Consider the following 24555-nt stretch of genomic DNA (forward strand, 5'->3'; position numbering starts at 1 on the left):
CGTATGTAAAAGCGTATGTAAAAGCATATACAAAAACGTATGTAAAAGCATATTAAAAGACATACGCAAAGAAATATATGTAAAGAACCGTATTAGAAAATACATATTAAAAGAAACATATTATGAAGAAGTTTTTCCAAAGAACCAGCCTGCTACTCGCAGCCGCCTTTATAGGCGCTGCCACACTGCAGGCGCAGAAATCCCCCCAAGATATGGATCGCTTTATCGATGCACTGATAAAGCGAATGACCGTAGAGGAGAAAATAGGGCAATTAAACCTGCCCGTCACCGGTGAAATCACTACCGGACAAGCTAAAAGCAGTGACGTAGCCAAGAAGATTAAGCAAGGGCTCGTCGGCGGTCTTTTCAACCTGAAAGGAGTGGCCAAGATACGCGACGTACAAAAGCTGGCAGTAGAAAACTCACGACTGGGTATTCCCCTGCTCTTCGGCATGGACGTGATACACGGCTACGAAACCATCTTCCCCATCCCTCTGGGATTGTCCTGTACCTGGGATATGGCCGCCATTCAGGAGTCCGCGCGCATCGCCGCCGTCGAAGCCAGCGCCGACGGCATCTCCTGGACATTCAGTCCGATGGTAGACATCAGCCGCGACCCGCGTTGGGGACGTGTCAGCGAAGGTAGCGGTGAAGACCCCTTCCTCGGCGGAGCGATTGCCAAAGCGATGGTCTACGGTTATCAGGGAGCCAACCTCTCCGACCAACTCAGGCGCAATGACGAAATCCTTGCCTGCGTCAAGCACTTCGCCCTCTATGGAGCGGGCGAGGCAGGCCGTGACTACAATACGGTAGACATGAGCCGCAACCGTATGTTCAACGAATACATGTACCCCTACGAAGCCGCCGTAGAGGCAGGCGTGGGAAGCGTAATGGCATCCTTCAACGAGATAGACGGCGTGCCCGCCACAGCCAACAAATGGCTGATGACCGATGTTCTCCGCAAGCAATGGGGCTTCAACGGCTTTGTAGTAACCGACTTTACCGGTATATCCGAGATGATAGAACATGGCATCGGCGACCTGCAAACCGTCTCCGCACGTGCCCTCAATGCCGGTGTAGACATGGATATGGTAAGCGAAGGCTTCGTCGGCACACTCAAGAAGTCCGTCATGTCGGGCAAGGTAAGCATGAAAACCCTCGATGCGGCCTGCCGCCGTATCCTCGAAGCCAAGTATAAGTTAGGACTTTTCGACAATCCCTATAAATACTGCGATGTGAACCGTCCCGCACGCGACATCTTCACCAAAGAACACCGCGCCGCCGCACGCCGTATTGCCGCCGAGAGCTTTGTATTGCTAAAGAACGGCAGCATCAAGCAACATCCGGGCTTTCTGCCCGAACCGCTGCTTCCGCTGAAAAAAGAAGGAACCGTGGCCGTCATAGGCCCGTTGGGCAATACACGCAGCAATATGCCCGGAACATGGAGCGTAGCCGCACGCCTCAACGACTACCCCTCTCTGTATGAAGGACTGAAGGAGATGATGTCCGGCAAAGTGAACATCACATACGCCAAAGGCAGCAACCTCATCGGCGATGCCGCCTACGAAGAGCGCGCCACCATGTTCGGACGTTCCCTGAACCGGGACAACCGTACGGACAAGGAACTGCTGGACGAAGCCCTGAAAACAGCCGCCGGCGCGGACGTTATCGTAGCCGCGCTCGGTGAATCTTCCGAAATGAGCGGCGAGAGTTCCAGCCGTACCAACCTCGACCTGCCCGACGTACAGCGTTCACTGCTGGAAGCCTTGCTGAAAACAGGCAAGCCCGTAGTACTCACCCTCTTCACCGGACGCCCGCTGACACTGACCTGGGAACAGGACAACGTGCCCGCCATACTGAACGTATGGTTTGGCGGAAGCGAAGCCGCCTATGCCATAGGCGATGTCTTGTTCGGAGATGTCAACCCCGGCGGCAAACTGACGATGACCTTCCCGAAGAATGTAGGACAAATACCGTTGTTCTACAACCACAAGAATACCGGACGTCCGCTGCAGGCAGGCAAATGGTTCGAGAAGTTCCGCAGTAACTACCTGGACGTGGACAACGAGCCGCTTTATCCCTTTGGATACGGCCTGTCTTACACCACCTTCGAGTACAGCGACATCGCCCTGAGCACCCCGTCGATGGGACAGAACGGTTCCATAACCGCCGTAGTCACCGTAACCAACACCGGAAAACGCGACGGTGCGGAAGTCGTACAGCTATACATCCGCGACCTTGTAGGAAGCATCACCCGCCCCGTACGCGAGCTGAAAGGCTTTGAAAAGATATTCCTTCGTGCAGGCGAAAGCAAGACCGTTTCCTTCAAGATTACTCCGGAGCTGCTGCGCTTCTATGATTACGACCTGAACCATGTAGCCGAGCCCGGAGAGTTCGACCTCTTCATCGGGGGAAGCAGTCAGGCCACCAAGACGGCGCGCATCACCTTGAAGTAAACAATCCGTCTCTCCTGAGGATACCAACCGTTTTATCCGGGGGAATCTCAGTTTCCTACCGGGGAAACCGAAATTCCCCACCGGGGAAACGGGTGTTTCTCCCTGAGGGAACCGCCGTTTCCTACCGGGGAAACAAAATTCTCCCGCCAGTATATAAATCATTGCACGTAAACAGTATGAAATCAGTAAACATCTATATCCCGCTTCTCCTGCTATTGTTCCTCGCAGGAGCCTGCGGTACCAAAAAATCCGACGGAACGTCCGGCACGTTGAGCGACGACGCCCTGCTGGACACAGTACAGCGCCGAACCTTCAATTACTTTTGGGACGGGGCCGAACCCAACAGCGGACTCGCGCGCGAGCGCATCCACATGGATGGAGTATACCCCGAAAACGACCAAAACGTAGTGACATCCGGCGGCAGCGGTTTCGGTATCATGGCAGTGCTCGCAGGTATCGACCGGGGCTACGTCACCCGTGAAGAAGGACTGGCGCGCATGGAACGCATCGTTTCTTTCCTTGAGACCGCCGACCGCTTTCATGGAGCTTACCCCCATTGGTGGTATGGCGATACGGGGCGGGTAAAGCCCTTCGGGCAGAAAGACAATGGCGGCGACCTTGTAGAAACCGCTTTCGTAATGCAGGCTCTCCTTGCCGTACACCAGTACTATGCAGGCGGTAGCCCGCAAGAGAAAGCCCTCGCCGCCCGCATCGACAAGCTATGGCGGGAAGTAGACTGGAACTTCTACCGCCAGGGCGACCAAAACGTACTCTACTGGCATTGGAGTCCCGAATACGGCTGGGAGATGAACTTCCCCGTACACGGTTACAACGAATGCCTCATCATGTACATCCTTGCCGCCGCCTCGCCTACGCATGGCGTACCTGCCGCCGTATACCACGAAGGTTGGGCGCAGAACGGCGCCATCGTCAGCCCGCATAAGGTAGAGGGTATCGAACTGCATCTGCGGTATCAAGGTACGGAAGCCGGCCCCCTGTTCTGGGCGCAGTACTCTTTCCTGGGACTTGATCCCAACGGACTGAAAGACGAATATTGCCCCGGTTACTTCGGCGAAATGCGTAACCTGACACTTGTAAACCGCGCCTACTGCATCCGTAACCCCAAGCATTACAAAGGTTTCGGACCGGACTGCTGGGGGCTGACCGCCAGCTACTCCGTAAACGGATATGCCGCCCACTCGCCCAACGAGCGCGACGACCTGGGAGTCATCTCTCCCACCGCCGCCCTGTCATCCATCGTATATACGCCGGAATACTCATTACAAGTGATGCGCCACCTCTACGGAATGGGCGATAAAGTATTCGGCCCTTACGGATTCTACGACGCTTTCAGCGAAACGGACAACTGGTATCCGCAACGTTATCTTGCCATCGACCAGGGCCCGATAGCCGTAATGATTGAGAACTACCGCAGCGGACTGCTCTGGAAGCTCTTTATGAGCCATCCGGACGTACAGCGGGGATTGCAGAAGTTAGGATTCACCGCCCCGCAAGCCACAGCCGAAGAATAACTTCGTTCTATCTTGTACCTGTAAAGAGGATACGCCGAAGCTGATTTTGCTATCATAATCAGAGTTTCGGCGTATCCTCTTTTTGTTTTCCGGATAAAACTAAGTATCTTTGGAGCAACACCAATCAATCATCATCATGAAAAAGTTCCTATCAGCCCTCTGCGTGACGGCGCTGTCACTCCTTGTCTACGGACAGGACGGCCACCCCTCTTCCATCTCCGGCAACCGGCGGAATTTCTCCTTTGCCTGGCTCACCGATGTTCATCTCAACTCTTTCGCCTACGCCGAAGACGATTTACGGCAAGCCGTTGAGGATATCAATGCCAACCCCGATGTGGATTTCACCATTCTGAGCGGAGACGTGACGGAATTCGGCGATACAAAAGAGTTTCAATTACTCGAGGAGATATTGAAAGGCTTCCGGAAACCCTACCTGCTGTTGCCCGGCAACCACGACGTAAACTGGAGCGAGAACGGATGTACGATGTTCGATAAGATATTCCGGGCGTCACATTTCTGCTATGACTGGCAGGGGGTGCGCTTCGTCGGTTGCGGAGCAGGTCCGAGCCTGCGGATGGGACCGCCCCATATCCCGCGTGAGGAAATCCTCTGGCTCGACTCCGTATACAATGCCACACCTGCGGCGCAACCCGTCATTTTCGTCAATCACTTCCCGCTGAACGCCGATTTAAGCAATTGCCGGGAAGTTCTTCGGATTCTTAAAACGCGCAATACGCAGGCCGTACTCGCCGGACACCTGCACGTCAACCGCTCATACGATGCCGACGGCATTCCGGGAGTGATAGGACGCTCTTCCCTCAGACGGAAAGACCCGATAGGCGGATATAACCTGGTAAGCCTGAAGGGGGACACCCTGCTGTTCCGCGAACGCATCATCAAGACGGAAACCCGCCCGGCATGGGACACTATCGTCTTTCATCCCGCCATCCGGGAAGTATGGACTGTCAAGGATGTTACGGATATCGCTTCGCAAGGAAGCATAGACGGCAACCTGTACATCTATACCAATACCGCCGGAGTGGTGTGTGCGCTGGACGCCGACAGCGGAAAAACCTTATGGAAGTACCGTACCGGGAATAAGATATTCTCCGCTCCTTTCATTACCCCGCAACTGGTAATCGTTTCTTCCTGCGACGGCTGTGTCTACGCCCTAAACAGACAGGACGGAAGCATGCGCTGGAAATACGATACCGGCTACCCGATTGTAGCCTGCCCTACGGTAGCGGATGATACCGTCTATATCGGCAGCGGCAACGGGAAGTTTTATTCCATCAATCCGGCGGACGGTACGGTCAACTGGATTTGCGAGGGATTGAAAGGGTATATCGAATCACGCCCCGCCACAGACCGGGAACAGGTTTATACAGGTACGTGGGGAGCAATGTTCTATGCCATCGACCGGAAAACGGGAAAGAAAGTCTGGGAATTCGACACCCGACGCGGCAGATACTTTTCACCGGGAGCCTGCTGGCCGGTAGTTCTTCCATACACCGCAAACGGCGGAAAGCAACAGGAACAGGTTATCGTACTCAGTTCCGACTATTTCGTACGCGCTTTCCAGCCGTCGACAGGAGAGATTCTCTGGGCTTCGGACGAAGCCAAAGGGCGCGAATCGCTCGGTTTCTCACCGGACGGAAAGACAATGTACATCAAAGGTATCAAGAACAACATCACCGCGGCAGATATTTCAAAAGGCGTTTACACACCGCTTTGGAATACCGCAATGCCTTACGAAAGCAACTTTATCCCTACCCGTATGGAGACGACGGAACAATACGTGTTCATTCCCACGGAGTTCGGGGTTGTCCACGCCGTACGAACCGACGGAAGCGGAATATCCTGGCAGTGGAAAGTGGCTCATTCGGCCGTCACCTCCTTGAAGAACGCAGGAGAAAGGCGGCTGATTGTCATGACGATGGACGGAACGGTTACCTGTCTCAAATACTGAGTCTTCTACCTGTCTCCACCACCGCCGCCGATTGGAGACGGTGGTATCCACATAGCGAAAACTCTGTTGATTTACAGGAAGTAAAAGAATAACAGCAGAAACGCATTGGCAACTATGACGCATCCGAAGCCGCCCAATATCCACGAGCGCAACGCACTCTTCTTACCGGAGAAAAAGAGCGCGTAACACATATTGACGGCGATATTACTTACTATCGCCTGCATACTGCAAGCCGTTATCAGCGAAACAGGCACGCTGCCCGTACCTTGCAGAAGATTCAGAATGAACGGGGTGATGTCGCTGAAACCGGAAACAAAGGAGAGTAAGGTCAGTCCGCCCTTACCGGCATATATCAGCGTATAATGGGTGGCTATCGTAAATACCACAAAAAGTACGGCAAAAATAAGCGCTACCTTAAATTCCAGCGGGTTACTGCCGTCCTCGTCTTCATCGGTCGCTCCCGATACGGCGGGACGCTTCCACTTGGAATGCAGGAACCAGGCTGCTCCGGCGGAAACAGCGGACATAATCAGCAGATAGGGATAGATAACCGTCAAGGTAGCTACGCTGAATATACCGATCAGTATCAGGAACCGCAAGAACATCATACTGACCGCCAGCAACATGGCGGCCACATATTCGGGCGCTTCCTGAGGTGACGCCTTACGGCTTTTACGCGCCAGCACGGATATGGTGGCGGTACTGCTGTACAACCCGCCGACGATACCGGATACCAAAATGCCGGATTCACGAAAGACGTATCTCTTCAGCAGATAAGAAAGATAGGAAATACCGGAAACCACTACCGTAGCGAGCCATATACCATAAGGCGTAAGGTTGACGTCCGGTATCAGATTTTCGTTGGGCAACATCGGAAGTATGATACCGCTAATGGCCAGGAACTTGGCGAGCGTAATCATTTCGTCGTTCTTCATCCGCTGCGCCAGTTCGGTGAATGTGTGTTTCAACTCCGTAAAGAGCAACACGGTCACAATCACCATTACATAAAACCAAGAGGGCTGCGTAGCGACAATAGGCGCAATGCAATACGTGATGAGCGCAATGACAATGGTGGTAACCCCGAACACGTGGAACTGGGCTTGCTTGACGTAATAGTTCAAGGCAAGCAACACTCCCAAGACAGCCCCGCCACCCATAAACAGGCGGTAGTCCACCGGATCGAGAATATAGAGGAGATAACCCAGAATGCCGATAAAAGTAAAGGTACGGTCTGTACCGAACAAGGTGGTCTCCCCTTCGCGTTTCAAACTGATACGTCGCAAGGAAAGGCCTATAAGCAAAGAAAACACCGTCACCAAAATAAAAGTGACGAGTTCTTCCGGCAGGTATTGATATAGTTTCTCCATATACGAATTAACAATTACGGGACGCGATTAGTTTACTTCCATTCCTTAAACGGACGCTTCATCAACTGTGAATTGTAATAACGAATATCTCCCGTTACTTCCTGCCCGATAAAGTCCGGCTTCTCAAAAGGCTCGTTCTCCGAGGCCAGCTCCACTTCGGCAATTACCAACCCTTCATTCTCTCCATAGAACTCGTCTACCTCAAAAACATGGTTTCCACTGCGTACCAGATAACGGGTTTTATCAATAATGCCCGGTTCGCACAGTTTCATCAACTCCCCGGCCTCGGCCAAAGGAATCTCTTTCTCCCATTCGTAACGGCTGATTCCGGATATATCGGATGCCCCCTTGATGGTAAGGTACCCCTGCCCGCCGCGTATACGTACTCTTACCGTCCGTCCGCGCGCGCTACTGATATATCCCTGAATGATGCGGTTCTGCGCGTATGCTTGCGACTTATACTCTCCTTTTACGAGAAACTTCCGTTCTATCTCCTGCGGCATATTTATCTTTAATTAGCCCAAGAAGGAATAACCGACCAACATGGCAACTACCAATACCAAAGCGGCAACTCCGATAATCAACAATACTTTCTTGGCTTGTTGTTCTTCTTTCCGGCTGTGCATTACTTTCTTTTTACTCTTTCCCATGGTGTTTCTTTAGTTTAAAGTTCAACGATAAACAAAGTAAAAGGAAATTCGGGAAGTTTGCAAGCATTTATAAAAGAAAAAAGCGGTAAGTTAACATCATTGATTATATGATGTTAACTTACCGCATATACGATATTAACTTGTTACCCGCAACCCGGTTAACTTGTTCCGGTCAATGATATTAACCTGCCGAAGGACTAAATGTTGTCTCCGCCCGCAAACTCCATCAGGTAAGCTTTGACGAAACCGTCTATCTTACCGTCCATTACTCCGTTTACATCCGAAGTCTGGAAATTGGTACGGTGGTCTTTCACGCGGCGGTCGTCGAACACGTAGCTGCGGATTTGCGATCCCCACTCGATTTTCTTCTTACCGGCTTCCACCTTTGCCTGTTCCGCCATACGGTGTTGAAGTTCCTTATCGTATAGGATAGAGCGCAACTGACGCATCGCATTCTCGCGATTCTTAGGCTGGTCGCGCGTTTCGGTATTTTCAATCAGGATTTCCTCTTCCTCGCCTGTATAAGGGTCTTTGAACTGATAGCGCAGACGCACGCCGGATTCCACCTTATTTACGTTCTGTCCGCCGGCACCGCTGGAACGGAAAGTATCCCAAGAGATACGCGCCTGTTCGATATTCACTTCAATCGTATCATCTACCAGCGGAGTAACAAAAACAGACGCGAAAGATGTCATACGCTTACCCTGGGCATTATAGGGAGATACACGCACCAGACGGTGTACACCGTTCTCACCTTTCAGATAGCCGTAAGCATAATCACCCGCTATCTCAATGGTACAAGCCTTGATTCCGGCCTCATCGCCTTCCTGCAAGTTGGCGATGGTCGCCTTATATCCATGAGTTTCGGCATATCGCAGATACATACGCATCAACATGCTTGCCCAATCCTGGCTTTCCGTACCGCCGGCGCCCGAATTGATTTTCAGTACGCAGTCCATCTGGTCGGCTTCCTCACGAAGCATATTCTTGAGCTCAAGAGCTTCTACGGCGGCAGACGCTTTTGCATAGGCTTCATCCACCTCTTCTTCCGTTACCAGCTCATCCTTGTAGAAATCGAATGCAAGTTGCAGTTCGTCCGCCATAACCTTGACTTCATTATAGCCGGAAATCCATTGTTGCAAACCTTTTACTTTCTTCATCTGTGCTTCGGCTGCTTTCTGGTCATCCCAAAACCCCGGAGCCTGAGTGCGTAATTGTTCCTCTTCGACTTGTATTTTCTTTCCTTCAATGTCCAGATAGCGGTTCAACGCTTCGGTACGTTCCTTGATATCTTTCAGTTGTTCAATGGTAATCATATGCTTTCAATTCTATCTTTTCGGAGCGCAAAGATAGTGCAAAAGTCTGAAAAAATCGCATAAATCCGCTGCAATCAATGGAATAAGAGAGAGGGTGGACTATTCCGCCGCTACGTCCCAACCCGAAAGTACATCACCGTAGAAATAGAAAGTAACTTTAAAGACTCTCTCGCTATTCTCATCCGCCACCCGATAGCAACGGGTAGCATCGTAAGATTCCGTTTGCTTATATTCACCCAAAGCCAACGAGGGCAGTTCCTCTGTACCGGACGTTTTGGCTATAATCTGCCGCATACGTTTCTCTATCAACTCCATGACGCCTTTATGGGCAAAAGGATTCGCATCCGCCACATGAGGATAAACAGCTTCAATGATGCCGCCATTAGCTGCACGTACTGCCTTTACGCTGTCTGTATAAGCCTTGAACCGCTTCTTTACTTCAGGAGAACGCAGACCCGCCACCGTAAATACGGCGATACCTTGAGCGCCGCTATTCAAGGCGGCGTCCATACATGCAAACATCTCCGGACCGTCGGTAGCGGTCATACCACAGTACAACACGGTTTTATCATTCTTGTCGCGCGCATTCTCAACGGTACAATCGGAAATGAAGCTGACATCTTCCGTATAGAAAGTATGGTACACCATCGGGAAGACGATATCCAGATTCCATTTACCCCAGTCCTGCCGCACCATGCGTGAAGCCATTTTCGGAGTAGGAAACGGAGATGCCGCCATTGTCTTGCCGTACGAATGTACCACCTCGGCAATCATATTGGCAACTTCCGTTATCCGGTCGCAACGGAACTGCCGCCACTTCACGTCCGATGAAGGGTCTTCCTGCCCACGCGGATCATAACCATATTGTTCCTTGAACTCTTCGAGCATGGCGGGATGGTAACCGTAATCCCACGCGGCATATTCGCGATCCTGCACAATACCGTAATGCGGCCATAACGTGGTAGGAAGCACGACATCCACAAAACGGTTGTAATCAATGGCAATCCCGTTCAGTCCTTCGACTTCACAATACGACTTAATTTTCTCTTTGATAAATTCGCGTACCTCAGGCAGCGCAGGACACAGGAATTTATAATAGTCCACGTATGCCGTAGTATCCGCAAGACTTTTTCCGTTACGGTTCACGCTGAACCATTCGGGATGTTCCGCCAGAATCTTGTCGCGGTCATGCTCCAAATTCATGGTCCATAGCCATGCATATACTTCAATGCCGTGTTTATGGGCAATAGGAATCGCGATACGATAATCGTCGGGAGTGGGTGCGTTCAGCATTATCCCGTCCATGCCGATGTCATTCATCACTTGGCATACCGAATCAAAATTCATGCAAGGATGATAATCCAGCCATGTCCAGAACATGGGGTATTCCTTAACGGTAACATCTTTTTCCTGTCGACATGCATACAGACCTGCCATCAGAAACAGCACTAAGAATGGTGTCAAAAAGTTCTTCTTCATCATATTAAACTAAGATTAAATATAAAATTCGGGAAAACTCCTCTTATATAAAGACAGGTGACAACGCTCCATCCCTAAGAAATCCAGTAAAAGTTTTCGTTAATAAATTCAAAGACGGGATTTTCCAGCCGGACAGAGAGAACATAAAAAAGGCAGAAGAACAATCATCTCCTGCCTGTAATATAATGTATTGACAATCCTTTATTCTTCGTACATCTTGTCAATCAGTTCCTTATAGTTCTTTGACACAACGGAGCGTTTCAACTTCAATGTATTGGTCAATTCTCCCCGTTCCATATTAAACGGTTCGGGCAATAAAGTGAAACGTTTCACTTGCTCGTAATTGGCAAACTGTTGCTGCAACGTATCGATACGGGCACGGAACAAAGCCTGCACTTTAGGATGTTGCAATAAATCGGCCATATCTTTATACTCAAGACCTTTTTCCTTAGCGTAGTTCTTCACCAAGCCATACACAGGAACAATCAGGGCGGATACAAACTTGCGCTGATCGGCGATAATAGCAATCTGGTCGATATAACGGTCGATTGCCAGTTTGGTTTCCAAAGCCTGCGGAGAGATATATTTGCCATTGGAAGTCTTGAATAAATCCTTGATACGTTCGGTCAGATACAAATGATCATCTTTCAGATAACCGGCATCACCCGTATGGAACCAACCGTCTTTATCGATGGCTGCCGCAGTGGCTTCCGGTTTCTTATAATAACCGGTAGTAATCGTCTTACCCCGGAGCAGGATTTCATTATTCTCTCCAATCTTTACTTCAAGATCGGGCATGACGGTTCCGACCGAACCGATTTCATATCCCTTGTCAAGGAAGCAGGAAACGGTAGCGGTAGATTCCGTCAGTCCATAACCCACTACCATATTAATGCCCACCGAATGCACGAATTCGCAGATTTCATCGGACACAGCCGCACCGGCGGTCGGGAAGAAATTACCGTTCTCAATACCGATTGTCTTTTTCAGCAGGGCATAGATAGTCTTTTCGTAGAACTTGTACTTCAGATGAAGCATCAGAGGCGGCGTCTTGCCCACACGCAGGTAATCGATGTTATGCATCTTGCCTACTTTGATGGCATCCAGCATCATTGCTTTCCGCAATCCGGTTTCCTGCGCAATCTTTTCCTGTACGCCCGCATAAACCTTCTCCCAGAAACGGGGAACGCTGCACATCAATGTAGGACGCACTTCCTTGATAGTAGTCTGAATATCCGCCGGACGAAGATTGATACAAACCTGTACCCCTCTATGAATACAGAGATAAGTCCAGGCTTTCTCAAACACATGCGTCAGCGGAAGGAAGTTCATGGATACATCCTTATCCGTCATGGCGGTCAAACGAATATCATGGATACGGATAGCCTCTCTGTAATTGAAGTGGTGTAACATCACGCCTTTCGGCTCTCCGGTAGTACCGGATGTATAAAGGATATTCGCGAGGTCGTCATCCGATGCGCGGGCGCTACGCTCTTCCACAACATCATTGTGGGGAAGCCCCTCACCCAATGCGAGAAAATCATCGTAGTAAATGGATGTCTTATCGCGGGGATCGAGCACCACGCTACGGTCGAAGATAATAAGTTTCTGCAAAGAATGGCAAAAACCGAATGCGCTGAAAGCGGCATCGTACTGAAACTGCTCGCCTACGAAAAGGAAACGTATCTGAGCGTCATTAATAATATACTGCGCCTGAGCCGAAGAACTGGTAGCATACAACGGTATGGTCACCAGACGATTGGCAAAAGCCGCAAAATCAGTAAATAAACATTCCGGTTTATTTTGTGAGAAGATACCGATATTTCTCTGTTCCTCTACACCCAAAGCCACCAACGCATTGGCTGCCTGACGTACCGTTTGAGAGAATTTATTCCAAGTGATGGGTATCCATTGTGATGTTTCATAGTCCCTGTATTTAAGGGCTACTTTGTCTCCATACTTCTCTGCCTGACGATGTACCATGACAGACAAATGATGATAAGTCATATTTTTAATAAATTGGTAAATATGGGTGCAAAGGTATTAGTTTTATTTGAAACTATCTCCCTTTTTCGGGATTTATCCGTAAGTTTGCAGAGTAATAACGAATATATAACTAATCTTGACGATGACAACCGACATACAGACTTTAGTTTCCGAAGCAACCGGACTGCTTAAATCATTGATAGCTATCCCCTCATTAAGCCGCGAAGAAGAACAGGCCGCGGACTTTTTACAGAACTATATCGAAATGCAGGGAATGACAACCGGAAGAAAAGGTAACAATATATGGTGCCTCGGCCCGATGTTCGATTTGAATAAACCGACGCTGCTGCTCAACTCTCATATCGATACGGTGAAACCCGTAAACGGATGGCGGAAAGCTCCGTTCAGCCCGTCGGAAGAAAACGGAAAGATTTACGGTTTAGGAAGTAACGATGCCGGAGCAAGCGTAGTCAGCCTGTTGCAGGTGTTCCTGCAACTTTGCCGGACTACACAGGCATACAACCTGATTTATCTGGCTTCCTGCGAAGAAGAAGTATCGGGCAAGAACGGCATAGAGTCCGTATTGCCGGAACTGCCTCCCATACAATTCGCCATTGTGGGCGAGCCTACGGAGATGCAACCCGCCATCGCCGAAAAAGGGTTAATGGTACTGGACATCACCGCTTACGGCAAATCGGGGCATGCCGCCCGAAACGAAGGCGATAACGCCATATATAAAGTATTAAACGATATCGCCTGGTTCCGCGATTACCGTTTCCCGAAAGAATCGTCTTTATTGGGGCCGGTAAAGATGAGTGTAACCATGGTAAATGCGGGAACCCAGCATAATGTCATACCCGACCGCTGTACATTTGCGGTCGACATCCGCAGCAATGAATGCTATACCAACCGGGAACTTTTCGACGAGATACAGAAGCATATCGGTTGTGAAGCCAAAGCCCGGTCTTTCCGTTTGAGTTCTTCGCATGTTTCTCCCGAGCATCCGCTGGTAAAAAAGGCTGTTGCGATGGGCAGAACGCCATTCGGTTCCCCTACCCTTTCAGACCAGGCGCTGATGTCCTTCCCGTCCATGAAAATGGGACCGGGCAAGAGCAGCCGTTCCCATACGGCAGATGAGTTTATCTTCATCAAAGAGATTGAGGAAGCCATTACACTCTATCTGGATTTGCTGGACGGGGCGGCAATATAAGGCTACCTGTTCAGCCAGGGTTCGGGATTCAGTTTCTCCTTTTCACGGCGTAGCTGGAAGTGAAGTACCGTACGTCCACCGTCAGCTCCATCCGAGAATACCTGACCGATAGCTTGCTTGGTAGTAACCGTGTCACCTTGTTTAACGGAAGCGGAAGACAGGTTGCAGTACACTGAAATATATGCTCCGTGGCGGATAAGGATATTAAACAGCCCGTTCAGTTTGAATACGGCCGCCACCTTACCGTTAAAGATGGCGCGAGCCTGCGCTCCCGGTTTTCCCTGAATGTCGATGCCTTTATTATCCAACTTGACATTGCGCAGTCCTTCCACCGCATATTGCCCGTAATGACTGGTTATGATATAAGCTCCGCTGATAGGCATAGGTAACTTGCCCCGATTATTGGCAAAGTCGCCGGATAGCTCACGGTCGGCCTTACTCATGGTATAGGTTTCCAGAGGAGCAGCTTTGTTTTTGGAAGCGGACGCCACCGACTTATCCGTTTTCGCCCCTTCTTTCTTGCGGGCAGCCGCTTCGCGGCGCGCTTCTTCGGCGGCGCGTTTGCGGGCTTTCTCTATTTCTTCGGCAATCAGGCGGTCGATACGCGCATTGAGTTGATTGGCCTCGCGGCGCTTCCTGGCAATCTCGTTCTGCAATCCGCGTTGTTTCTTCTGCAAGCTGGTTACAAGGGTACGTTTTTCTTTCTCCTGCGCTTCCAGTTTTACTTTCTCGGCCTCACGCTCTTTCAGCAAATCGGCTTTGGCGGTCCTCACCTGCCTGAGTTCCGCCTTTTTCTTATTGACTTGTTCCTGCTTTTTCAGCACTTCCTCACCTTGCAGACGCTGGTAAGTGGCATACTCACGCACATAGCGCAAACGGCGATAGGTCTGCGCCAAACTCCGGGCAGAGAAAATAAACATCAGTTTCTCCTCGATGGAACGGTTCTTATAAAGGTATTGAACGGATGACTCGTATTTCTTCTTCTTATCCTTTAAGTCACGCTGCAATTTTCCTAACTGGCGTTCCAGCGACGATAACTCACGGTCTATCGCCTCCACATCCTTGTTTATAGTAAGGATGTAGCGTTTGCGCTCCTCTATCTGGCCTGTCAAAGCGGCAAGTCCATTCAGCTGGCTGCTTACGGTTTTCTTTGTGGTTTTCAGAAGTGTTTCCGATTCGGTAATCTGCTTTTGCAAAGCGCCGCGCTTGCTTTCCAATTCCTTTATCAGCCTGTTAGACTGTGCGAGGAGCGGAAAAGCCATACAGAAACAACTTATAAAAATACAAAGCAAACGTCTCATAGGCTCATCAGCATTTCTAATATTTCATTTAACTCTACCTGCGTATACTTTGAAGACAATTCGGTAGGCGTCAGAGAAAACGAATCATTGGAAAAGTTGGACAACTCGACTTTGCCTTTCTCCAAAGAGGGAATACCCAGCTCCTTTCCCGACAAATCTTTCTTGCCGTCGGGTTTGGAAGCGTCGAACAGAATCTTTTCCAAATGGGCAAAGTCGGCTTTCTTCGGCAACACATCCTTCAATTCCTTACGGGTAGCACGCACATAACGTTTGCCCATACGGTCTACCAGCAATATCTCTTCGGGCGTCACTTCCATGCGCGCCACCTCTGTACGTATGATGGGCATCAGGAAAGAGAGCTGCATCCGTTCGCCGCTTATCAACTTCATCGTGCCGTTTACGGTGAAAACCGCATCTTTGGTAGGAACCGTCAACTTCACCTTAGACGACAGATAGCGGGCGCTTTCGGGTAATTTGGACGTCTCCGCCTTACGAGAGGTTTTACAACCCGCCAAACAGCAGAGGAGAAAGAGCATGAAGAACAGCGTCTTACTATTGAATTTCGTTTGTTTCATCGCCTTATTACTTTTATCATTTACACTTTACCGCCTTACTTATCGCTGATATACTTCTTCTTCTGAATCTTCTGTTTCAGCGTTTTGGACTTACTGCCTATCTCCAATGCCTGTTTCCAGTATTCCAAGGCCTTGTCCGCGTCACCTGTCATATAGTAGATATCACCGCAGTGTTCCACGATAACATCGCTTTTGCCGCCATCATTCTTCATGGCATCGTCTATATACAAACGGGCTTCGGCATAGTTGCCTTTCTCAAACAGAATCCAGGCGTAAGTATCTAAGTAAGTGGCATTATCAGGTTCCGCCTTTACCGTCTTATAACTCATCTCCTCGGCTTTATCCAGATTACGACGCTCGACAGACAGGTAATAAGCGTAATTATTCAAGGCGCCGATATTGGAAGAATTATACACCAGCGCCGAATCATAAGCGGCATAGGCTTCCGTATTCAAACCTTTCGTATGATAAGCATCTCCCAAAATGGAATAGAAATCCGAAACGACCTCTTTCTTACTGTCCGCCGTGATTTGCGTCAACGCTTTTTGGCAGATGGAAATCACATCATCTGTCCGTTCCGCCTGATTATACGCAATAGCCAGATAGAAATAGAATTCCAGCATTTCAGGATTGGTTTCAACACCGGCTTCGCATAAATCAATCACATCCTTGTAATCCTCTTTACGTACCGCCTCACCCAGCAGCATCATACGCGCGGCCGTATTGGTAGGGTCGATTGTCAACACCTGACGCAGTACCGGAAAGGCTTTTTTGTTCATTCCTTTAGACAAGAGATACTGGGCGTAAAGCATCGGTATCCCGGCATCGTCCGGTTCCTGTTCCAGAATACGGTCGAAAAGGTTGATAACCCGCGTACTGTCCTTGCCGTCCTGCTCATTCTGCACTACGAACTGACGCATTACGTTCAGTTTTGTTTCCGAAGGAACTTTCTTGTTGAGCAATAAAGTATCCAACTGCCGCTGGTAGAGGTCTTTCTGACCGGTCGCCTCATAATAGGACGCCAGCGAATACATCGCCATAGCATTATCCGGCTCGGTATCCAGCACCTTGCGGTACACGCTATATGCTTCTTCCTTCTTTCCGTTCTGCATATACACGTCTCCCAACACAACCTGATAACGGGAATCCATCGGATACTCCGCAACCAGACTCTCTATCTCATGGAAAGCATTCTTGTTATCTTTCATTTGCAGGTAAATACGGAACTTCTCCATACTCAACTGCTCGCTTTTGCCCATCTTCCCCTCAATCCGGTTCAAGGTGGCAATCACTTTATCGTACTGCTCCTGCCGGTTATAAATATCCAGCAAGGCATAAAGCGGATCCAGCTTGTCAGTGAAACGCACGGACATATCTTCCAGCAGCTTCATGGCCTTCTCCTTCTCGTCCTGTTGCTGATAAAGATTTGCCAGTCCCTGGCTGTACCAATAATTATCCGGATCATTCTCCACGGCTTTCTCCAATGCGGCCTGCCCCTGAGGCGCTTGTTTCAAGTACAAATAATACTGAGCCAGTTCATATAAAGCCGACGAGGCATTCGGATTGATAGTCAGGCAATGCTGCAACAAATCAAAGGCCGCGTCACAGTCTTTCTGAACCTTCAGGCGGGCTGCCTCCAAAAAGAAGTAATCGTACTTACGCTGCTGTTCCGGAGTGAGCACAACAGCCTCTGCCGGCCGTACCTTCATCTTCTGCCGGGAAGTACCGCAGGAAACAAACAACACACAGGCCAATAAGCATCCGATTATTTTAATATTCTTATTTCTCATTCAAGCATCCTGTTATACGCCCGTATGTCCGAAGCCACCGGCACCGCGTTCCGTTTCATCCAACACATCCACTTCCTGCCATACGGCCTGCTCATGGCGGGCAATCACCATTTGGGCGATTCGTTCTCCATCCTCAATCATAAATGTTTCCGAAGAAAGGTTCACGAGGATGATACAGATTTCACCGCGATAGTCGGCATCGATAGTACCCGGAGAGTTCAATACCGAAATACCTTTCTTGATAGCCAAACCGCTGCGGGGACGGATTTGCGCCTCAAAACCTGCCGGCAAAGCGATGTACAGCCCCGTAGGCACCAGGCAACGCTGCAATGGCTCCAAAGCCATCGGTTCGGAAAGATTGGCACGGATGTCCATTCCGGCGGACAATTCGGTAGCATACGCAGGCAACGGATGTTTCGACTTATTTATAATTCGGACGGTCATACTATTATTTGCCATTTTAATGAAGTTACGATTGAGATTACTTTAATTCACTATTTAACGGGCAAAATTACGGATTTTGAAGCAAATAGTCATACATTTGCAGTTAAATAATAAGAAAGTAATAACATGATGGACTGGAATACCCTCATATCCGCCAAACGATTCGGTTTGGAAGAGTTTCATAAAGAGCGTCACGAGAACCGTTCTGAATTTCAGCGGGATTACGACCGCCTCATCTTCTCCGCGCCCTTCCGGAGGTTACAGAACAAGACACAAGTGTTCCCCTTGCCCGGCAGCATATTCGTGCACAACCGCCTGACACACAGTCTGGAAGTTTCCTGTGTAGGCCGTTCGCTGGGCAATGACGTAGCCAAAGCCATCCTTGCCCGCCGCCCCGAATTGCAAAGCTCTTATCTGCCGGAAATCGGTTCCATTGTTTCCGCCGCGTGCCTGGCCCACGATTTGGGCAATCCGCCATTCGGACATTCCGGCGAACGCGCCATCTCCACGTTCTTTTCGGAAGGAAAGGGATTGGCATTGAAAGAGAAGCAGCCCGACGGGGAGCAACTCACCCCGGCGCAATGGGAAGACCTGACACACTTTGAAGGAAACGCGAACGCCTTCCGTCTGCTTACCCACCGGTTTGAAGGACGCCGCAAAGGCGGCTTCGTCCTGACCTATTCCACCCTTGCCGGCATTGTAAAATACCCCTTTTCATCGAGTTTGGCAGGACAAAAGTCCAAATTCGGGTTCTTCACCACCGAGGAAGAAAGCTTCCGACGGATAGCCGAAGAACTGGGCATGAAAAAGCTTAATGACTCGCCTCTGAAATATGCACGCCACCCGCTTGTTTATCTGGTAGAAGCCGCAGATGACATCTGCTATCAGATGATGGATATCGAAGACGCTCACAAGCTGAAGATTCTCACCACGCAAGAAACGCAGGATTTACTTTTATCCTACTTCCCCGACGAGCGTAGAGCGCATATACTCGATACTTTCAAGATTGTGAGCGACACCAACGAGCAGATTGCCTATCTGCGCTCTTCCGTTATCGGACTGCTTATCGGAGAATGCACCAAAGCGTTCCTCGACAATGAAGCGCGGATTTTAGAGGGAGAATTCGAGGGCAGCCTCATCAAACATATTACCGAACGGCCTGCCGCAGCCTACAAACATTGCGCAGAGGTGTCTTTCCGGAAGATATACCGTTCGCGTGATGTATTGGATATAGAACTTGCCGGTTTCCGCATCATCAGCACTTTGCTCGAGCTGATGATTGATGCGGTATGTTCACCGGAAAAAGCATACTCGCAGTTGCTCATCAACCGGGTGTCCGGTCAATACAATATGAAAGCGACCGCGCTGTATGAAAGAATACAGGCCGTACTGGACTACATCTCCGGCATGACGGACGTCTTTGCCCTCGACCTCTACCGGAAAATCAACGGGAACAGCCTGCCTGCGGTATAACTATCTGCTTGGGAAGAATATCTTATTCGCTCCGGAAGTCAGATTACACGATTCCGGCTCGTTTTCGATGAATGACTGGATATGGCGAATACGCTTTTCCGCCAGGATTTCATCGACAGCGATTAAGATACCTGTCTCTTCCACATCACCGAAACCGTAATTAATAGCCGTACCGAACATACGCATTGTCGGGCTAAGGCTCATATACGCATTTACCAACGGCGGAATATTGTATCCCAGTTTACGGATTTCACCATTTAAAATCTTATAGTCTTCTTTAAATGTATCCTTACAGAATAAAGTAGCCAACTCATTTTCGTCAGATTCCAATTGCAGCGGTTTCATCGGAGTAATCAGGCTGTCTTTATCGGCGAAATGCTTCTTCAAGAAATAAAGAATCATGTCACGTCCCTTACGGATATAACTGGGGTACATAGTCACCTTTCCGAAGAAATACTTCACGTTGGGCATAACCACTGTCAGCGCGCCCAAACCGTCCCACAGATTATCCAGCGCAAACAGGCCTTTACTGTCGCGGCGGGTAGACTGATATTCGAGCGTCACGAACGAACGTCCGAGTTCAATGGTAGTGGGAAGATATTCATTCAGGAACTTCTCGGAGAAGTTAAACATGTGCGCAGTAGCCAGAATCGGCGCGCCGTGCTCGTCGAAACGTACGTCCGTACCGAGAATATAACGATAACCGCCTAATATTTCTTCCGCTTCCGGATTCCAGACAATCAATTGTTTATAAGGATTATCCATCAAGTCATATTCGTCGAGGTCCATGGACATCCCTGTTCCGCCACCGGCAGCACGAAATGCTATCTCACGCAGACGTCCGATTTCCTTCATCGTATTAGGTGAATCCTGAGCGGTAACAATGTATATCTGATTATTACTCTTATTCGTCATGCGCAAGCGTTTGTCTTCGGTCAACTCCGCCTTCAGCAATTCTTTGCTTATCGGTGCAATAATATCTTCCATCTTCCGAGCTTCTATTTTTTAATATTCAATGTTCAACTTATAATTTATACACGATATCCTTCACATACTGCGCCCACTGCGCAGGTGTTTTCGTCTTATCGAATGTTTGCCAGGGAATAGGCTTGCCTATCGTAATGGTAAATGTCTTATGGCGGTTCTTCAACATCTCGTCCGCCAGATACAGCATAGCGATATTGAACTTGATGCCCGACAGTTTGCAGAGATTGGCCAGATTATAAAAGAAATTGGAATTACGGCCTTCAAAATGAATGGGCACTACATCGCGGTGCGCCTCAACGCTCTTCACAATAAACGTCTTTTTCCAATCCAAGTCGCGGATAACTCCATTCCGGCGCCGCGAGCAAAGCCCGGCAGGAAACATAATGAGTTGGTCGTCCGACGCAAATCCGGCCTCTACCATTTTCGGAAAGTCCTTAGCCTGTTTGCCGGTCTTGTTAATAGGTATGCAGAGAGGAGCCAATCCACGCAGGTTCATGAGCAGGTCATTCACCATATATTTCACCTTTCCATCGTAAAAAGTACCGAGTACGTAGCCTAACGCCACCCCGTCCTGTCCGCCCAAAGGATGATTGGAAACAAAGGTATAAAGTCCGTCTTTCGATAAGTTCTCCTCGCCCTTCACTATCAGTTTGGCATCCAGAAAGTCCAGGCAGGCCTGCAGGAACTCCACCCCCACTTTATCTTTCGACTCTCTCAGAAAAACATTCAATTCATCTTGATGAACGATGCGCTTCAAATAAGACACGACAAACTTAGGGATATACTTCACATGCTTCGGAGCTTTCTCCCGAAGAATCTTATCAATGTCAATCAAAAATAAAGAGTCGTCAGCCATTCTTTTTATGATGAAATGATTGCGCAAAATTAACGCATCTTTTTAATTAAATGCAAATAATCGATAGAAAACTACACCCAAAATCTATCAAATAGCACCTAAAATCTATCAATTGATAGTTTTTACCCCAAAGATTGCTTAAAAACCACCCGACACAAAGCCGAAACTTTCGTAAACTTGCAATGCTGAAAGGCTAAACGAACAAGTAACCATTTAACAAAGCACATTATGAATAGTATTACATTTAAAAAAGATCTGCTCGGAGTTCAAAACGATTTATTACGCTTTGCGTACAAGCTCACCTCCGACCGTGAAGAAGCAAACGACCTTCTTCAAGAAACATCTCTCAAAGCTTTGGATAATGAAGATAAATACATGCCCGATACTAATTTCAAAGGTTGGATATATACGATCATGCGTAACATCTTTATTAACAATTATCGTAAAGTTGTACGCGACCAGACATTTGTAGACCAGACAGATAATCTTTATCATCTGAACCTGCCGCGCGATACTGCTTTTGAGAGTACGGAAAGCGCATACGACCTGAAAGAGATGCACCGTATCGTCAACGCATTGCCACGCGAATACAAAGTTCCGTTCTCCATGCATGTTTCCGGTTTTAAATACCGCGAGATAGCCGAAAAGCTGGGACTTCCGTTAGGAACCGTAAAGAGCCGTATATTCTTCACCCGCCAGAAATTACAACAAGACCTGAAAGATTTTGTTTAATCAATATCCCATATAAAATCATCCCATGAGATAAATGTATTTGTCTCATGGGATGAATCTTTTTGTCCCGTAAGATGATTTTATCCGTCTTACGGGACAAAATCATTCGTACAGGGAGACGATTATAAGCTCCTCACAAAATCATAGGGTTCACCCGCCAAGCGCCGTCAACAGGAAGCCGTGAAAGGTGAAGGGGATATAAGCGAACATTGTTTTATCCGAAACACACTATCCGTCCGGGATAAACGCACCATGTATTTCCACTAAACAGATAATGCGTTTCCGGCCGACAGACCATGCGTTTCCCCGGAGGATATTTTACTTTCCTACGAGGATAAATTCATTTGATACGCCTTTCATCACACATCCGTCCCGCCTGCCGGAGCAACCCGTCCGCCCGCACCAATCCCCCACCAATCAAGCGACGCAACACTCTGTTCATTTTCAACAGAATAAGTAATCAACATGCTGTTGAAAACTTCTAAGTAAGATTTTAGTTAAAACATTGTGGGGAATTGTGGGGAAATGTGTATTTTTACCGTCGCTTATTATAATAAGGTGAAAATGATACGCTTTTTAGGCAATATTGAAGCAAAAACGGATACAAAGGGACGCGTATTCATCCCTGCCGGTTTTCGGAAACAGTTGCAGGCTGCTTCCGAAGAGAGACTCGTATTGCGTAAAGACGTGTTTCAGGAGTGCCTGATACTCTATCCCGAAAGCGTCTGGTTCAAAACGCAAACCCAACTTCGGCGGCGGCTGAACAAGTGGAACGCCAAACACCAACAAATTTTCCGGCAGTTTGTAAGCGATGCGGAAATCATGGTTCCCGACGGGAACGGACGTATCCTGTTGCCTAAGCGCTACTTGCAAATGGCGGGCATACAAAGCGATGTACGTTTTATCGGCGTGGACAACACCATCGAAATCTGGGCGAAAGAAAAGGCGGAACAACCTTTTATGAATCCGGAAGAATTCAGCGAGGCATTGCAAGATATTCTGGGAGACGAGAATTGGGAAGAAACAGAGGCAAGCGATGAGACAGCAGAGTAGTAAACGATTCTAACTAAAAAATGAAGGAAGAAACAACATATCATATTCCGGTACTTTTGATGCCAAGCGTCGACGGGATGAACATCCGCCCGGACGGAACGTATGTAGACGTGACATTCGGCGGCGGCGGTCATTCCCGCGAGATAGTGTCACGCTTGGGCGAAGGTGGCAGATTGCTGGGATTCGACCAAGATGAGGATGCGGAACAAAACATCGTAAACGACCCGCACTTCACATTTGTACGCAGCAATTTCCGTTATCTGCATAACTTCCTGCGTTATCATGGTATCGGGCAAGTGGACGCCGTACTCGCCGACCTCGGCGTGTCGTCACATCATTTCGACGATAGCGAGCGGGGATTCTCTTTCCGCTTTGACGGCGCACTCGATATGCGGATGAACAAGCGCGCCGGGCTCACTGCCGCCGACATCGTAAATACATACGACGAAGAGCGTCTGGCCGACATTTTCTATTTGTATGGGGAACTGAAGAACAGCCGCAAGCTGGCATCCGTTATCGTCAAGGCGCGCGCCACCCGAAAGATTGGCACCATCGGAGAGTTCCTGGATATTATCAAACCTCTCTTCGGACGTGAAAGAGAAAAGAAAGAACTTGCAAAAGTGTTTCAGGCGTTGCGCATCGAAGTCAATCAGGAAATGGAAGCGCTGAAGGAGATGTTATATGCAGCAACGGAAGCATTAAAGCCCGGCGGACGACTGGTAGTAATCACCTACCATTCGCTGGAAGACCGCATGGTGAAAAACATCATGAAGACCGGCAATATAGAGGGCAAGGCGGAAAAAGACTTCTTCGGAAACGTACAAACGCCTTTCCGTTTGGTAAACAACAAAGTGATTATTCCGGATGACGACGAGATTGAGCGTAACCCGCGTTCGCGAAGCGCCAAACTGAGAATCGCGGAGAAAATCATAAAGTGATTAAGATGATAAAGCTATAAAGTGACAGGGCGATGAATGAGACGGCTAATAAACAGGAAGAGGTGAAAGGCGAAAAGGTAAAAAGACGGACTTCGCTAAAGAACATCATAGGCGGTGACATTCTGGCTACGGACTTTTTCCGTCGTCAGACGAAGCTGCTCGTCCTCATCATGGTTCTTATTCTGTTCTATATCCATAACCGCTACGCCTGCCAGCAGCAGATGATAGAGATAGACAAGCTCAAGAAAGAGCTGATAGACATAAAATACGACGCTTTGACACGCAGTTCCGAACTGATGGAGCGAAGCCGTCAATCGCGTATCGAAGAATATATCGCGACGAAAGAAAGCGATTTGCAGACTTCGACCAATCCGCCGTACTTAATCAAATAAGTATAGGGAATGGAAAACAGACCGGTAAATAGTAAATAGTATAATAGTA

General features: G+C 48.8%; 21 protein-coding genes. 9 read left to right on the forward strand and 12 right to left on the reverse strand.

Annotation, left to right across the window (positions count from 1 at the left end):
- Positions 1 to 122: 122 nt before the first annotated feature.
- From bglX to I2F54_RS07465, 3 genes are all read left to right on the forward strand, one after another.
- A complete protein-coding gene (bglX, locus tag I2F54_RS07455; protein WP_195500886.1) occupies positions 123 to 2456 on the forward strand; it encodes a beta-glucosidase BglX in 2334 nt (777 codons plus the stop codon).
- 176 nt (positions 2457 to 2632) lie between these two features.
- Entirely contained in the window at positions 2633 to 3988 is a 1356-nt protein-coding gene (locus I2F54_RS07460) for a glucoamylase family protein (RefSeq protein ID WP_009121782.1), read from the forward strand.
- A 136-nt stretch (positions 3989 to 4124) separates the two neighbouring features.
- Positions 4125 to 5957 (forward strand): outer membrane protein assembly factor BamB family protein, encoded by a 1833-nt coding sequence (locus tag I2F54_RS07465; RefSeq protein ID WP_195500887.1) that lies wholly within the window; start codon positions 4125 to 4127, stop codon positions 5955 to 5957.
- A gap of 71 nt (positions 5958 to 6028) precedes the next feature.
- Here the strand turns inward: I2F54_RS07465 and I2F54_RS07470 are convergent, their stop codons facing one another.
- The 6 genes from I2F54_RS07470 to I2F54_RS07490 form a co-directional block, all read right to left on the reverse strand.
- Complete coding sequence (locus tag I2F54_RS07470; protein ID WP_195500888.1) at positions 6029 to 7324, reverse strand: MgtC/SapB family protein; 1296 nt, start codon at positions 7322 to 7324, stop codon at positions 6029 to 6031.
- Positions 7325 to 7356: 32 nt separating this feature from the next.
- Positions 7357 to 7827, reverse strand: a complete 471-nt coding sequence (locus tag I2F54_RS07475; protein ID WP_195500889.1) for a CYTH domain-containing protein — start codon at positions 7825 to 7827, stop codon at positions 7357 to 7359.
- Between the two features lie 12 nt (positions 7828 to 7839).
- A complete protein-coding gene (locus I2F54_RS16265; RefSeq protein WP_009121777.1) occupies positions 7840 to 7974 on the reverse strand; it encodes a hypothetical protein in 135 nt (44 codons plus the stop codon).
- 197 nt (positions 7975 to 8171) lie between these two features.
- The gene (gene prfB / locus I2F54_RS07480) at positions 8172 to 9290 is read right to left on the reverse strand and encodes a peptide chain release factor 2 (RefSeq protein ID WP_009121776.1); all 1119 of its coding nucleotides are present in this window, start codon (positions 9288 to 9290) and stop codon (positions 8172 to 8174) included.
- A 99-nt stretch (positions 9291 to 9389) separates the two neighbouring features.
- Entirely contained in the window at positions 9390 to 10769 is a 1380-nt protein-coding gene (locus tag I2F54_RS07485; RefSeq protein ID WP_195500925.1) for a glycoside hydrolase family 10 protein, read from the reverse strand.
- A gap of 201 nt (positions 10770 to 10970) precedes the next feature.
- Positions 10971 to 12776, reverse strand: coding sequence for an AMP-dependent synthetase/ligase (locus I2F54_RS07490; RefSeq protein ID WP_022218267.1), 1806 nt, complete (start codon positions 12774 to 12776; stop codon positions 10971 to 10973).
- A gap of 121 nt (positions 12777 to 12897) precedes the next feature.
- Between I2F54_RS07490 and I2F54_RS07495 the strand changes: the two genes are divergently transcribed.
- Positions 12898 to 13965, forward strand: coding sequence for a M20 family metallo-hydrolase (locus tag I2F54_RS07495; RefSeq protein ID WP_022218269.1), 1068 nt, complete (start codon positions 12898 to 12900; stop codon positions 13963 to 13965).
- Positions 13966 to 13967: 2 nt separating this feature from the next.
- On the opposite strand, the gene I2F54_RS07500 is transcribed toward I2F54_RS07495, so the two are convergent.
- Genes I2F54_RS07500 through dut form a run of 4 tightly spaced genes read right to left on the reverse strand, consistent with a single transcriptional unit; the run spans position 13968 to position 18075 of the window.
- Positions 13968 to 15266 (reverse strand): murein hydrolase activator EnvC family protein, encoded by a 1299-nt coding sequence (locus tag I2F54_RS07500; RefSeq protein ID WP_195500890.1) that lies wholly within the window; start codon positions 15264 to 15266, stop codon positions 13968 to 13970.
- Complete coding sequence (locus I2F54_RS07505) at positions 15263 to 15841, reverse strand: DUF4292 domain-containing protein (RefSeq protein ID WP_087413120.1); 579 nt, start codon at positions 15839 to 15841, stop codon at positions 15263 to 15265. The genes I2F54_RS07500 and I2F54_RS07505 overlap by 4 nt, the downstream gene beginning before the upstream one ends.
- A 35-nt stretch (positions 15842 to 15876) precedes the next feature.
- Positions 15877 to 17631, reverse strand: a complete 1755-nt coding sequence (locus I2F54_RS07510) for a tetratricopeptide repeat protein (RefSeq protein WP_195500891.1) — start codon at positions 17629 to 17631, stop codon at positions 15877 to 15879.
- Positions 17632 to 17643: 12 nt separating this feature from the next.
- Positions 17644 to 18075, reverse strand: a complete 432-nt coding sequence (dut, locus tag I2F54_RS07515; protein WP_022218272.1) for a dUTP diphosphatase — start codon at positions 18073 to 18075, stop codon at positions 17644 to 17646.
- Between the two features lie 126 nt (positions 18076 to 18201).
- Here dut and I2F54_RS07520 point away from each other — a divergent pair, with 126 nt between their 5' ends.
- A complete protein-coding gene (locus I2F54_RS07520; RefSeq protein ID WP_118046396.1) occupies positions 18202 to 19548 on the forward strand; it encodes a deoxyguanosinetriphosphate triphosphohydrolase in 1347 nt (448 codons plus the stop codon).
- Here I2F54_RS07520 and I2F54_RS07525 read toward each other — a convergent pair whose 3' ends face one another.
- Positions 19549 to 20535, reverse strand: coding sequence for a GNAT family N-acetyltransferase (locus tag I2F54_RS07525; RefSeq protein WP_009120317.1), 987 nt, complete (start codon positions 20533 to 20535; stop codon positions 19549 to 19551).
- Positions 20536 to 20572: 37 nt separating this feature from the next.
- Positions 20573 to 21391, reverse strand: coding sequence for a 1-acyl-sn-glycerol-3-phosphate acyltransferase (locus I2F54_RS07530; RefSeq protein ID WP_009120316.1), 819 nt, complete (start codon positions 21389 to 21391; stop codon positions 20573 to 20575).
- Positions 21392 to 21619: 228 nt separating this feature from the next.
- Here I2F54_RS07530 and I2F54_RS07535 point away from each other — a divergent pair, with 228 nt between their 5' ends.
- The 4 genes from I2F54_RS07535 (at position 21620) to I2F54_RS07550 (ending at position 24506) form a co-directional block, all read left to right on the forward strand.
- Positions 21620 to 22123, forward strand: coding sequence for an RNA polymerase sigma factor (locus I2F54_RS07535; RefSeq protein WP_009120315.1), 504 nt, complete (start codon positions 21620 to 21622; stop codon positions 22121 to 22123).
- Between the two features lie 564 nt (positions 22124 to 22687).
- Complete coding sequence (mraZ, locus tag I2F54_RS07540; protein ID WP_022218275.1) at positions 22688 to 23176, forward strand: division/cell wall cluster transcriptional repressor MraZ; 489 nt, start codon at positions 22688 to 22690, stop codon at positions 23174 to 23176.
- Positions 23177 to 23196: 20 nt separating this feature from the next.
- Positions 23197 to 24114 (forward strand): 16S rRNA (cytosine(1402)-N(4))-methyltransferase RsmH, encoded by a 918-nt coding sequence (rsmH, locus tag I2F54_RS07545; RefSeq protein ID WP_009120313.1) that lies wholly within the window; start codon positions 23197 to 23199, stop codon positions 24112 to 24114.
- A gap of 32 nt (positions 24115 to 24146) precedes the next feature.
- Positions 24147 to 24506 (forward strand): FtsL-like putative cell division protein, encoded by a 360-nt coding sequence (locus I2F54_RS07550; protein ID WP_009120312.1) that lies wholly within the window; start codon positions 24147 to 24149, stop codon positions 24504 to 24506.
- Positions 24507 to 24555 lie beyond the last annotated feature (49 nt).

It is taken from the genome of Bacteroides clarus (genome assembly GCF_015555825.1).
GTDB classification, from domain to species: domain Bacteria; phylum Bacteroidota; class Bacteroidia; order Bacteroidales; family Bacteroidaceae; genus Bacteroides; species Bacteroides clarus.

Coding starts and splice junctions, on each gene's coding strand:
- I2F54_RS07490 (WP_022218267.1), bottom strand. CDS start 12,776: ATGACTTATCATCATTTGTCTGTCATGGTACATCGTCAGGCAGAGAAG.
- I2F54_RS07495 (WP_022218269.1), top strand. CDS start 12,898: ATGACAACCGACATACAGACTTTAGTTTCCGAAGCAACCGGACTGCTT.
- I2F54_RS07475 (WP_195500889.1), bottom strand. CDS start 7,827: ATGCCGCAGGAGATAGAACGGAAGTTTCTCGTAAAAGGAGAGTATAAG.
- bglX (WP_195500886.1), top strand. CDS start 123: ATGAAGAAGTTTTTCCAAAGAACCAGCCTGCTACTCGCAGCCGCCTTT.
- I2F54_RS07460 (WP_009121782.1), top strand. CDS start 2,633: ATGAAATCAGTAAACATCTATATCCCGCTTCTCCTGCTATTGTTCCTC.
- dut (WP_022218272.1), bottom strand. CDS start 18,075: ATGACCGTCCGAATTATAAATAAGTCGAAACATCCGTTGCCTGCGTAT.
- I2F54_RS07550 (WP_009120312.1), top strand. CDS start 24,147: ATGAATGAGACGGCTAATAAACAGGAAGAGGTGAAAGGCGAAAAGGTA.
- I2F54_RS07470 (WP_195500888.1), bottom strand. CDS start 7,324: ATGGAGAAACTATATCAATACCTGCCGGAAGAACTCGTCACTTTTATT.
- mraZ (WP_022218275.1), top strand. CDS start 22,688: ATGATACGCTTTTTAGGCAATATTGAAGCAAAAACGGATACAAAGGGA.
- I2F54_RS07525 (WP_009120317.1), bottom strand. CDS start 20,535: ATGGAAGATATTATTGCACCGATAAGCAAAGAATTGCTGAAGGCGGAG.
- I2F54_RS07510 (WP_195500891.1), bottom strand. CDS start 17,631: ATGAGAAATAAGAATATTAAAATAATCGGATGCTTATTGGCCTGTGTG.
- I2F54_RS07505 (WP_087413120.1), bottom strand. CDS start 15,841: ATGAAACAAACGAAATTCAATAGTAAGACGCTGTTCTTCATGCTCTTT.
- prfB (WP_009121776.1), bottom strand. CDS start 9,290: ATGATTACCATTGAACAACTGAAAGATATCAAGGAACGTACCGAAGCG.
- I2F54_RS07520 (WP_118046396.1), top strand. CDS start 18,202: ATGATGGACTGGAATACCCTCATATCCGCCAAACGATTCGGTTTGGAA.
- I2F54_RS07485 (WP_195500925.1), bottom strand. CDS start 10,769: ATGAAGAAGAACTTTTTGACACCATTCTTAGTGCTGTTTCTGATGGCA.
- I2F54_RS07535 (WP_009120315.1), top strand. CDS start 21,620: ATGAATAGTATTACATTTAAAAAAGATCTGCTCGGAGTTCAAAACGAT.
- I2F54_RS07465 (WP_195500887.1), top strand. CDS start 4,125: ATGAAAAAGTTCCTATCAGCCCTCTGCGTGACGGCGCTGTCACTCCTT.
- rsmH (WP_009120313.1), top strand. CDS start 23,197: ATGAAGGAAGAAACAACATATCATATTCCGGTACTTTTGATGCCAAGC.
- I2F54_RS07500 (WP_195500890.1), bottom strand. CDS start 15,266: ATGAGACGTTTGCTTTGTATTTTTATAAGTTGTTTCTGTATGGCTTTT.
- I2F54_RS07530 (WP_009120316.1), bottom strand. CDS start 21,391: ATGGCTGACGACTCTTTATTTTTGATTGACATTGATAAGATTCTTCGG.
- I2F54_RS16265 (WP_009121777.1), bottom strand. CDS start 7,974: ATGGGAAAGAGTAAAAAGAAAGTAATGCACAGCCGGAAAGAAGAACAA.